We start from the raw sequence: 10,236 nt of genomic DNA on the forward strand, positions 1-10,236 counted from the left end.
GAAAGTAGGATTTAGTCATGGGAAAGCAAAAGCAGCACCGTACTGGCGGTTGGCAGCAACGGATTATACCGTTAATCACGGCTTTCCAAGCGGCTAACATTAATAAAAATGCGGTAGTTGTTGCTTACTATGCCTTGCTTTCCGTTTTTCCGTTGCTAATTTTTTTAGGAAACCTGTTACCTTTTTTAAATATTCAAGTGAATGATGTGTTGCCGTACATTCAAGCGCTGTTTCCAGCTTCGATCTACCGCACATTAGCACCGCAAATCGTCCGCTATTTGCGCAGTGGCAACGGCGGTTTGCTATCCATCGGGGCGGTGATCACGTTATGGTCAGCTAGTCGGGGAATCGTTAACCTGCGCGACAGCATTAACCAAGCTTACGGCGTAAAAACCCCACAAAACGCGCTGCTGGCTCGTTTGCTATCTTTGGTTTTAACCTTAGTCTTTGCGGTAATTATTTTAGTGTTGATTTTAATCTTTGGTTTTGGTCAAGACGTTTTGAACTATGTGGTCCCGCGATTAGATCTACCGCCGACTTTACTGCGCGTATTCGCGCAATTAAAATTGCCAGTGACTTCCGCAACTTTACTAGTCATCTTGCTATTACTTTTCTATTTTCTGCCAGACGTACGGTTACATTTACGCTGTATTTTGCCAGGAACAATTTTAACTGCAGTTGGTTGGCTAGCACTGGCACAATTTTTCGCGCTTTATGTCCGTTACTTCATGCGCTCGATCAGCAGTTATGGTGCGATCGGCACGTTTATCGTTTTAATGTTTTGGCTTGTTTTTGTGGCACAGATTATGCTATTAGGTGCATTTATCAATCGATTAACGGAGGAACATTTTTACGGTAAAATTCAACCAATTCGCGGCAAATTGCGCGATTGGTGGGAACGTTGGCAAAACTGGCGCCAGCGGGTGAAGGCGTAACGTGAGTTGATGAAAAAGGTGGGAAGGCTGATGAAAACAGCAACTTTAACGGATGTTGCAAATTTGGCAAATGTTTCCAAAATGACGGTGTCGCGCTATTACGCGGCACACCATTAACAATTTGTTTAAATGGCTAACCGCTCAAATTACAAACTATCAGTTAAAATAAACTAAACTGCACGAATAACTGTTAAGTGCAGTTTTTTTATTTGCAATAAAATTAACTAATTGTCGTTTATTCACAATATAAGACTAAAATAATTGACTGGTGAGAATTTTAACCGCGTTTATTTGTGATTAGATATGTTAATGGCGCAGTTTTATGATAAAATAATGATTGTGATGACTATTGTGATTTATTGAGCTTTTAAACTGAATTTTTATTAAGGAAGTGGAAAAGATGAGCCGTTTAACATTAGATGTACCGGAGGCTGCAGAAGAAACTGCAGCTGCCTTGTACAAATCGGTTCAGATGCGGATGGCAACAGCGCCAACGGGGCTTTGTCCGGTGGAAGTTGCCAGTGCGTACGCGAAACTGTGCCATAGTCAAAGTTGTGGTAAGTGCGCGCCTTGCCGGATTGGGTTAGGACAGTTAGCTAATCTGTTGGATCAAGTCCGCCAAGGTGAAGCGACAGATGATACGTTAGATTTAATTGAAAGCAGTGCCCGCAGCATTAAAAATTCGTCGGATTGTGCGATCGGTTTTCAAGCAGCGGCAGAAGTATTGCGGAGTTTAGTCGCGTTTCGGCCAGATTTTAAAAGTCACATTCACCAAGGCTACTGCCAAGCACCTCATCAAGGGATTCCTTGTGTTCGTGCCTGCCCTGCACACGTGGACATTCCTGGCTACATTTCATTAATTGCGCATGACCGCAGTGACGAAGCGGTACAGCTGATTCGTAAAGATAACCCATTTCCAACCGCTTGTGCATTTATTTGTGAACATCCCTGCGAAAACCTTTGTCGGCGCAACATCATTGACAGCAGTTTGAACATTCGTGGTTTAAAAGCTTATTGTGTCGATCATGAAAAACATAATTTATTGCCAATGGCAAAGCTGCCAGCTACCGGCAAAAAAGTGGCGATTATCGGTGGTGGACCTAGTGGTTTAAGTGCGGCGTTTTATTTACAGCTGATGGGCCATCAAGTGACCGTTTATGATCAGCGGAAACATTTAGGTGGCATGCTGCGCTATGGGATCCCCAGCTACCGTTTGAACCGGAAGGATTTACAGCGCGACATCGATGTGATTGCTGATACTGGTGTCGAGATACATAAAGATCATCCAATTGCTGATTTAGCAGCATTTCAGCAATTAAGAGCGGATAACGATGCGGTTTATATTGCAATCGGCGCCCATACAGATAAAAAATTGCGGATTCCTGGTGAAGATGCTCGTGGCGTCATGTCGGCTGTTGACATGTTGCGGGGAATTGGGGATTATCATATGCCTGATTTTAAGGGTAAAAAAGTTGTCGTCGTCGGTGGTGGTAACGTAGCGATGGACGTGGTGCGTTCCTCCGTTCGGCTGGGAGCAGAACAAGTCACTTTGGCTTATCGACGGCGGCAGGCAGACATGACGGCTTTACCTGATGAAATTGCCGGTGCGATTGCCGAAAATGTGGTCATTGCTGAGTTGATGTCGCCAATCAAAGTTGAAACAGACCAAACAGATCAAGCAAAAGCATTGTGGGTCCAACCACAAGTGATTGGTCCTTACCGTAAAGGACGGCCTTCGCCACGGCCTGCAGATACTGCACCCGTTCGTTTAGAAGCGGATATTGTAGTGGTCGCCATTGGACAAAACATTGACAGTGATATGTTTAAGCAAGCAGGCTTACCCGTTGAATGGGGTGAGTTGCAAGCAGGTGCAACCACGCATTTTGAAGATCAGCCAGACGTTTTCTCTGGTGGTGATTGTGCGACGGGGCCCTCCACCGCGATTAAAGCAATTGCAGCTGGTAAAGTCGCAGCCGCGAACATTGATCAATATTTAGGCTTTGATCACAAAGTTAAGACAGACATTGACATTCCTGAACCGATGCTGCATGATCGGATGCCTTGTGGCCGAGTCGAAATTAAAGAACGAATTCCAGCAGAAAGAAGCCAAGATTTTGATGACATGGCGTTGCCGATGAGTGATGAAGAGGCAAAGCAAGAAGCATCTCGTTGTTTGCGTTGTGATCATTTTGGCTACGGCTCATTCCGTGGCGGGAGGGAAAACCAATGGTAAAAATTAAAATTGATGAACAGCCCTGTGAAGTTGCGGCGGGCACCTCCATTTTAGATGCAACGCGGCAACAAAATATTCACGTCCCAACACTTTGCTACTATAAAGGAATTAATGAAATTGGTGCGTGCCGGATTTGTGTGGTGGAATTAAAAGGCCAAGACCAGTTAGTGACGGCTTGTAACAATAAAGTCGCACCGGGAATGGAAATTTATACCAATACGCCAGCAGTGCGCCAAGCGCGTAAAGAAAACTTAGAAATGATTTTAAGCTAGCACCGGGTGGAGTGTACCAGTTGTGTGCGTAGTGGTAATTGTACGTTGCAGACCCTATCTAATGCCACCCACGTGCGGGATAATCCTTATCCGAAAGAGATCGATGCGTTTAAATGGGACATGAATTTCCCGTTAATCCGTGATAATAGCAAATGCATTAAATGTATGCGTTGCGTACAAGTCTGCGATCATATGCAAACCCTGCATGTTTGGGATGTTTTAAATCCTGGTCCGCATAACTTTATCGGTACCCGAGAAAATAAACCGATTTGTGATTTGAACTGCTCATTGTGTGGCCAATGCATTACGCACTGTCCAGTAGGTGCACTAACCGCGCGGGATGACATTGACAAAGTGCAACAGGCAATTGCGGATCCCAACGTGACGACGGTTGTACAAATTGCACCGGCGATTCGAACCGCTTATGGCGAAGCGTTTGGGCTGAAGCCAGAAGAAGCAACTGTTCAGCGCTTGGCGACCATTTTACACCATATGGGCTTTGATTATGTCTTCGATACTAGTTTTTCAGCTGATTTGACCATTATGGAAGAAAGTTCTGAATTTTTGGAATTTATGAAAACCAAGAAACCTAACGATATGCCACTGTTCACTTCTTGCTGTCCCGGCTGGGTTCGGTTTGCAAAATCTGAATATCCAGAATTACTAGGGCAGCTCTCCACTTCGAAATCGCCGCAACAGATGTTTGGCGCAGTGACGAAGACTTGGTGGGCAAAAAATCATGATTTGACACCTGAACAAGTCGTGTCTGTCTCAATTATGCCTTGTGTGGCTAAAAAATCAGAAGCGGCGATGCCCAGCATGACTAGAACAGATGGCACACCTGATGTTGATTATGTTCTGACAACCCGGGAAATGAACCGGATGATGAAAAGCGAATTCATCGAGCCGCTTAATTTTCCAGAAAGTCAATTGGATGATCCGTTGGGCATTGCCACTGGTGCCGGGATGATCTTTGGCTCAACTGGTGGTGTGATGGAGGCAGCTTTACGGACTGGTTATTATTTTGTTAATCACGAAAAGCCGGATGCAGATACTTTCAAAGCCGCGCGCGGTGAAGATGGCTTAAAAGAAGTCAATACTGAACTCAATGGTGTTCCGGTACATGCGTTGGTAGTTAGTGGTCTGGGCAACACCCGGCGGTTAATCGAAGATTTGAAGGCCGGCCGGCGTCACGCCGATTTTGTTGAAGTCATGGCTTGTCCTGGTGGTTGTGTCGGTGGTGGTGGCCAGCCAATTCATGATGGGTGTGAAATGGCAGGTTACCGGGCACCAACACTTTATAAATTGGATCGACAAACTAAATTACGTTGTTCATATGAGAATCCATCCATTAAAACCGTTTACAAAGAATATTTGACTGCTCCACTTTCCCCACTGGCAGAGGAACTGTTGCACACCGAACATGTTGCTTCAGAACGGTAAGTGGACTAAAATGAATGTAGTTGATCAGGTCGTTTAGAAAAGCAAGTAAAGGTGGCAGCTAAATGAAAAATTCTCCGGCAAAATGGGTGGTTAAAACCGCGTTATTCTTAGCTATCTTAATCGCGTTTCAAGCCGCGACGGCAGCTTTAGGCAATACGCTGATCACTGGTTCGTTGGTGAATTTAACGTTGATATTAACCGTTATGTTAGCTGGGTTATCCAGTGGGGTAACCGTTGCGATTTTCTCACCATTGTTAGCGTTTTTATTAGGTATTGGGCCCAAATTATTGCCCATTATACCGTGTATCATGGTGGGAAATGTGGTTTTAGTGCTAATTTGGCACTGGGTAACACGAAAAATACAATTGTCTCATTTGATCGCAAACTTAAGCGCTACCATTTTAGCTGCAGTATTAAAATTTGCAGTGTTGTATTTGTTAGTGGTTAAGCTGGTAGTTAACATGATTTTAGCGCTACCAGCACCACAAAGTCTGGTTTTATCCACAATGTTTTCACTGCCACAATTAATTACTGCTTTGGTCGGCGGCGTGATTGCAACGCTTTTATTGCCAATTTTACGACCGCTAGCGCAAAAGCACGATTGGGTTTAGCGCAGCAATTTAAAATCGCCTTTAAACAGGCGGTTTTTCGCTTTTGCTAACGGCAATCAACCATATTCAGTTTTGGGAGGAATTTAGATGGATGCGATTCGTTATTTTTCAAGAACAGGTAACACGAAAAAGATGGCGGAAATGATCGGTGAGCAATTAAACTTATCCGCCAAACCAATTAGTGAACCTATAAAATATCCGTTGGACACGCTCTATTTAGGCGGTGCAATTCACATGGCATCATTGGATAAAGAGTTAAAACAATTTGCAGCTAGTTTAGATGCACAGCAAATTGGCCAAGTGGTGATGTTTGGTACTTCTGGGGGGATCATGTCAATCAAAAAAGGATTGAAGAAAGCCTTGACTGAAAATAAAGTTAAGGTTTCTAGCCAAGGCCTCTTTTTACATGGTTTTGCGCCTGGGAAAGCTAATTTTAGTGAAAAGCAACAAGGTGAAATTAAGAACTTTACCGCAGCGTTAAAAGGTTAATGATGCCTTGATCAAACAGAATGTGCACAATGGCTTAATTAGTCGGGTAATTTGCATGTGAATTATCCGGCTTTTTGTGTCGCAAAAAATTTAATTTGTTGGTCATACAAGTAAATCGTGTGCTAACTAATCATTAAAAATTGGTGAAATAATTTAGCTTTCAATACCAGTATTTGCTGTATAACTGCAGGATTGCCGTGTAGATAAAAGGCGAGCTACAAAAGCTAAATCGTAACAGCTGCTACTTTTTGCTTAGAATTTTTAGTTTTAATTGATGTGACGAGTTTCATGTGATATACTTCACTTGTGCTGACATCGAAATCTTTTTTGAGATGAAAGACGCTAACCTCAGTTAAAAATAAAGTATGATAACTTACTGAAGACTGCGCCTTTCGGTGTGGTCATTTTTATTGTTGGGGGATGGTTAGTGTGCAAACACGAATCGCAGTGATTGGCATTATTGTTGAGCAAACAGACGAAGTTTCTGAATTGAATCGATTATTACATACTTATCGTGATTATATTATTGGGCGCATGGGGATACCTTACCGCCAGCGCAACATTAACATTATCAGCGTGGCAGTCGACGCGCCGCAGGATGTGATCAGTGCGTTAACTGGGAAGATCGGTCGTTTAGCGGGTATTAGCACAAAAACGGCTTATTCTAAGGTGGTGTCAGACTGATTATGTTAGCGCTGAAGTCAAAACGGGCCGTTTCGACGGCTAAAATTACCTTACCTTGGAAAATTATTTTAGTGTTATTGCCTTTTGCTGCTGCTTTGTTTTCACTATGTGTTGGCCGTTACGCGATGGCCCCAGCAGATGTATTTCATGCTTTAGCAGATGGTTTTACCGGCAATCTCACTGTTTCTTTGCAAATTTATACCGTACTCTGGAAAATGCGCTTGCCGCGAATTTTATTAGCTTTACTGGCAGGAGCAGGGTTATCTGCTTCGGGCTGTGCTTTCCAAAGCTTGTTTTCTAACCCATTAGCAACGCCAGATACATTGGGAGTGGCGTCAGGTGCTTCTTTTGGTGCTGCACTGGCTTTGTTGTTAGGGTTACATCTACTTGGCGTCCAGTTAATTTCCTTATTTTTTGGCTTGGTTGCGTTAGGTTTAACGGCGCTGGCGGGAACTGGCAAACAACAGCGCAATTTGAACAGCGTGGTTTTAGCCGGAATTATGATTGGTTCGCTGTTCACTGCTTTAGTCTCACTTGTGAAATTTTCTGCAGATACAGAAAGCCAGCTGCCAGCTATCACTTATTGGTTAATGGGCAGCCTTGATTCTGCCAGCTATGATTCATTGGCATTAGGGGCGCCACCAATTTTATTTGGTATTTTGATTTTACTGTTGTTGCGCTGGCGGCTAAACATTTTACCGTTAAGCGAGGAAGAAGCGCGGACAACAGGCGTGAACATCAAAGCCATCCGGATCGTGACCATTTTATGTGCCACGTTGATCACAGCATCGGTGATTTCGATGTGCGGTCAAGTTGGCTGGGTTGGCTTATTGATTCCGCACATGTGCCGGATGAAGTTTGGTAATAATCACATTGCGTTATTGCCGGCATCAGTTTTAGCTGGTGGGGCGTTTTTAGTGATTGTCGATACTGCCGCGCGTAGTTTATCAGCAGCAGAGTTTCCAATTTCAATTTTAACGGCCATTATTGGTGCGCCATTCTTTATTTACTTAATGCGGCGAACGGGAGGCTGGCAATTATGAAATTAGTCGTCGAAGATGGCAGCTTTGCTTATGTCAAAGGGCACCCAATCATTCAAGATTTAAACTTTAAAGCCGAATCCGGTAATTTGATTGCCATTTTAGGTCCAAACGGTGCAGGAAAGACCACTTTATTGCGTTGCATTATGGGGCTGTTAAAGTGGGATGGCGGTCGCAGTACTTTAGATGGGCAGAACATTTATCAAATCCCCAGTAAAAAGCTTTGGCAAAAAGTCTCCTACGTGCCGCAAGCACGGGGGGCCTTTGCTTCCTTTACGGCCGAGGACATGATTTTACTAGGTTGTACCAGTCGGATCGGTATTTTTTCAACTCCGCACCAGTCGGAGCTGGATTTAGTCCATAAACTGGCGGCTGACATGGGGATTGACTGGTTGTTGCAAAAACGGTGTACAGAAATCAGTGGTGGTGAGCTGCAAATGGTTTTAATTGCCCGGGCGTTAGCAGCAAAGCCGCAATTACTGATTTTAGATGAACCGGAATCAAATCTGGATTTTAAAAACCAATTAATTGTGCTAGATACGATGACGCGTTTGGCTAATCAGGGAATGTGCTGCATTTTTAACACCCATTACCCTAACCATGCATTGATGCGAAGCAGTCAATCGCTAATTTTGCAAAAAGGTGGGGAATCAATTTTTGGCGAAACTTCTGAAATTGTAACGGAAGCAAACATTGAAAAAGCTTTTGGCGTCAAAGCGATCATTGGGCAAATTGAAACACCGGACCATATTTATCCTAGTGTGATGCCACTAAAAGTGACACCACAAACAGGTAAGTGTCAGCACGAACCGCCAGCAAAGCAGCAGGTTACTGCAACAATTGCCATGATTTTAACGCAGCCCCAACGGCTAGCTAAAATCAAATATTTATTGCAACAATATCAGCAAGCCATTTTGAACCAGACGAAGCTGCCAACTACCAAGCAGGGCATGATCGTACTTAATGTGACGTTAATGGCGTCGTTGAGCAAAATTAAGGCACTGACTCATCAAATTGAAATTTTACCAGACGTCAATGTGAAGACCACCATTGCAGAGGAGCCCGTGTCAAATGTGCAATCAGCAATTAATTGAGCGCCTCAACCAGCAGCATAAGTTAAGCCATGCGCAGTGGGAGCAGCTCATTGCCACTTACCAGCCAGCCGATGCCGCCTATGCACAAAATTTAGCGCACCGGTTAACCGTTGCACGTTTTGGTCGTAAAATCTTTTTTCGCGGCATTATTGAATACACTAATTATTGTAAAAATGATTGCCGTTACTGTGGCATCCGGCATTCTAATCCACATTTAAAACGTTATCGGCTCAGTGAAGCACAAATTTTAGCCTGTTGTGCTGCGGGTTACGAAAATGGCTTTCGCACGTTTGTCATTCAAGGAGGTGAGGACCCTTATTTTACGGATCAGCGTTTGGTCCCGTTGCTTCGTCACATTCGGCAGCAATATCCAGACTGTGCAATCACCTTATCGTTAGGAGAGCGCAGTTATCAGTCTTATCAGCGGTTATTTGCAGCCGGCGCAGACCGGTATTTATTGCGGCACGAAACGGCTTGTCAGGCGCTATATGAAAAGTGGCATCCGGCCAGGCAAACCTTTGCGAACCGACGGCGGTGCTTATGGCAGTTAAAAGCGATTGGTTACCAGGTAGGTTGCGGTATGATGGTGGGCGCGCCCTTCCAGACCGTGGCGTCCTTAGCGGATGATATGGTTTTTATTACTAAGCTGCAGCCGCAGATGTTAGGGTTAGGGCCATTTATTCCGCACAGTCAAACGCCATTTCGGCATTTTGCGGCTGGCAATACGCAGCTGACAACTTTTATCTTGAGTTTGTGCCGAATTTTAAAACCAGATGTGTTATTGCCTGCAACGACAGCTTTAGGAACGGTTGAAAGCAATGGCCGGCAGCAAGGTGTGCTGGCTGGTTGCAATGTTGTGATGCCGAATTTATCACCATTAGCCGTGCGCAAACAGTATTTACTGTATGACAATAAGGCCGGCGTCAATGAAAACGCCGCATCGGGTATTCAAAATTTGACCGACCAAATGGCGCAAATTCATTATACAGTTCTTAAAGGACGAGGGGATTTTCAGCCAGATTCAGCGTTAAGGAGGAACGAGCATGATTAAAATTGCAGTTTATGGCAAAGGCGGCATTGGTAAGTCGACCACAGTGGCAAATGTTGCTGCTGCACTGGCGGAAAAGGGTTTAAAAGTGATGCAGATCGGGTGTGATCCTAAAGCAGATTCAACAATCTTACTGCGGGGAAAAGCGCCGATGTCAACAATTTTAGATTTGGTCCGCCAGCGGCAAAATGATTTTGATTTAGAAGATATGGTACGTTTAGGCTTTAAGCAGATTGTTTGCGCAGAAGCAGGTGGCCCGACACCAGGCATGGGTTGTGCTCGCCGGGGCATCATTGCTGCATTGACAAAATTAAATGAAAAAGGTGCTTATGTGAAGTGAACCCTTAAAATTGGACAACTTTATTAAGCTGCTTTCTGGGCGGTAAG

12 protein-coding genes are annotated in these 10,236 nt (G+C 44.3%); all 12 read left to right on the forward strand.

The features are described from left to right. Positions 1-17: 17 nt before the first annotated feature. The 12 genes from FC24_RS10140 to FC24_RS10185 all read left to right on the forward strand — a co-directional run bounded on the left by FC24_RS10140 (position 18) and on the right by FC24_RS10185 (position 10,189). Positions 18-935 (forward strand): YihY/virulence factor BrkB family protein, encoded by a 918-nt coding sequence (locus tag FC24_RS10140; RefSeq protein WP_057874753.1) that lies wholly within the window; start codon positions 18-20, stop codon positions 933-935. Positions 936-965: 30 nt separating this feature from the next. Next, the gene (locus FC24_RS11965) at positions 966-1,052 is read left to right on the forward strand and encodes a LacI family DNA-binding transcriptional regulator (protein ID WP_420805262.1); all 87 of its coding nucleotides are present in this window, start codon (positions 966-968) and stop codon (positions 1,050-1,052) included. A 283-nt stretch (positions 1,053-1,335) separates the two neighbouring features. Then, positions 1,336-3,168 carry an NAD(P)-binding protein gene (locus FC24_RS10145; RefSeq protein ID WP_057874754.1) on the forward strand — a complete coding sequence of 611 codons (1,833 nt, stop codon included), beginning with the start codon at positions 1,336-1,338 and terminating at the stop codon, positions 3,166-3,168. Continuing rightward, on the forward strand, positions 3,162-3,440 hold the full coding sequence (locus tag FC24_RS11825; RefSeq protein WP_235807397.1) for a 2Fe-2S iron-sulfur cluster-binding protein: 279 nt from the start codon (positions 3,162-3,164) through the stop codon (positions 3,438-3,440). Before FC24_RS10145 ends, FC24_RS11825 begins: the two co-directional genes overlap by 7 nt. A gap of 6 nt (positions 3,441-3,446) precedes the next feature. Continuing rightward, positions 3,447-4,883 (forward strand): [FeFe] hydrogenase, group A, encoded by a 1,437-nt coding sequence (locus tag FC24_RS10150; RefSeq protein WP_268872308.1) that lies wholly within the window; start codon positions 3,447-3,449, stop codon positions 4,881-4,883. Between the two features lie 62 nt (positions 4,884-4,945). Beyond that, a complete protein-coding gene (locus FC24_RS10155) occupies positions 4,946-5,494 on the forward strand; it encodes a hypothetical protein (RefSeq protein WP_057874755.1) in 549 nt (182 codons plus the stop codon). An 87-nt stretch (positions 5,495-5,581) separates the two neighbouring features. Beyond that, complete coding sequence (locus tag FC24_RS10160; RefSeq protein WP_057874756.1) at positions 5,582-5,983, forward strand: flavodoxin family protein; 402 nt, start codon at positions 5,582-5,584, stop codon at positions 5,981-5,983. Between the two features lie 429 nt (positions 5,984-6,412). After that, a complete protein-coding gene (locus FC24_RS10165; protein ID WP_057874757.1) occupies positions 6,413-6,667 on the forward strand; it encodes a TM1266 family iron-only hydrogenase system putative regulator in 255 nt (84 codons plus the stop codon). A 2-nt stretch (positions 6,668-6,669) separates the two neighbouring features. Next, the gene (locus tag FC24_RS10170; protein WP_057874758.1) at positions 6,670-7,710 is read left to right on the forward strand and encodes a FecCD family ABC transporter permease; all 1,041 of its coding nucleotides are present in this window, start codon (positions 6,670-6,672) and stop codon (positions 7,708-7,710) included. Beyond that, complete coding sequence (locus FC24_RS10175) at positions 7,707-8,801, forward strand: ATP-binding cassette domain-containing protein (RefSeq protein ID WP_057874759.1); 1,095 nt, start codon at positions 7,707-7,709, stop codon at positions 8,799-8,801. The genes FC24_RS10170 and FC24_RS10175 overlap by 4 nt, the downstream gene beginning before the upstream one ends. After that, complete coding sequence (gene hydE, locus FC24_RS10180; RefSeq protein ID WP_057874760.1) at positions 8,779-9,852, forward strand: [FeFe] hydrogenase H-cluster radical SAM maturase HydE; 1,074 nt, start codon at positions 8,779-8,781, stop codon at positions 9,850-9,852. Before FC24_RS10175 ends, hydE begins: the two co-directional genes overlap by 23 nt. Next, on the forward strand, positions 9,845-10,189 hold the full coding sequence (locus tag FC24_RS10185; RefSeq protein ID WP_083485692.1) for a nucleotide-binding protein: 345 nt from the start codon (positions 9,845-9,847) through the stop codon (positions 10,187-10,189). Before hydE ends, FC24_RS10185 begins: the two co-directional genes overlap by 8 nt. Positions 10,190-10,236 lie beyond the last annotated feature (47 nt).

This window comes from Loigolactobacillus rennini DSM 20253 (assembly GCF_001436505.1).
In the GTDB taxonomy this organism is placed as follows: Bacteria; Bacillota; Bacilli; order Lactobacillales; family Lactobacillaceae; genus Loigolactobacillus; species Loigolactobacillus rennini.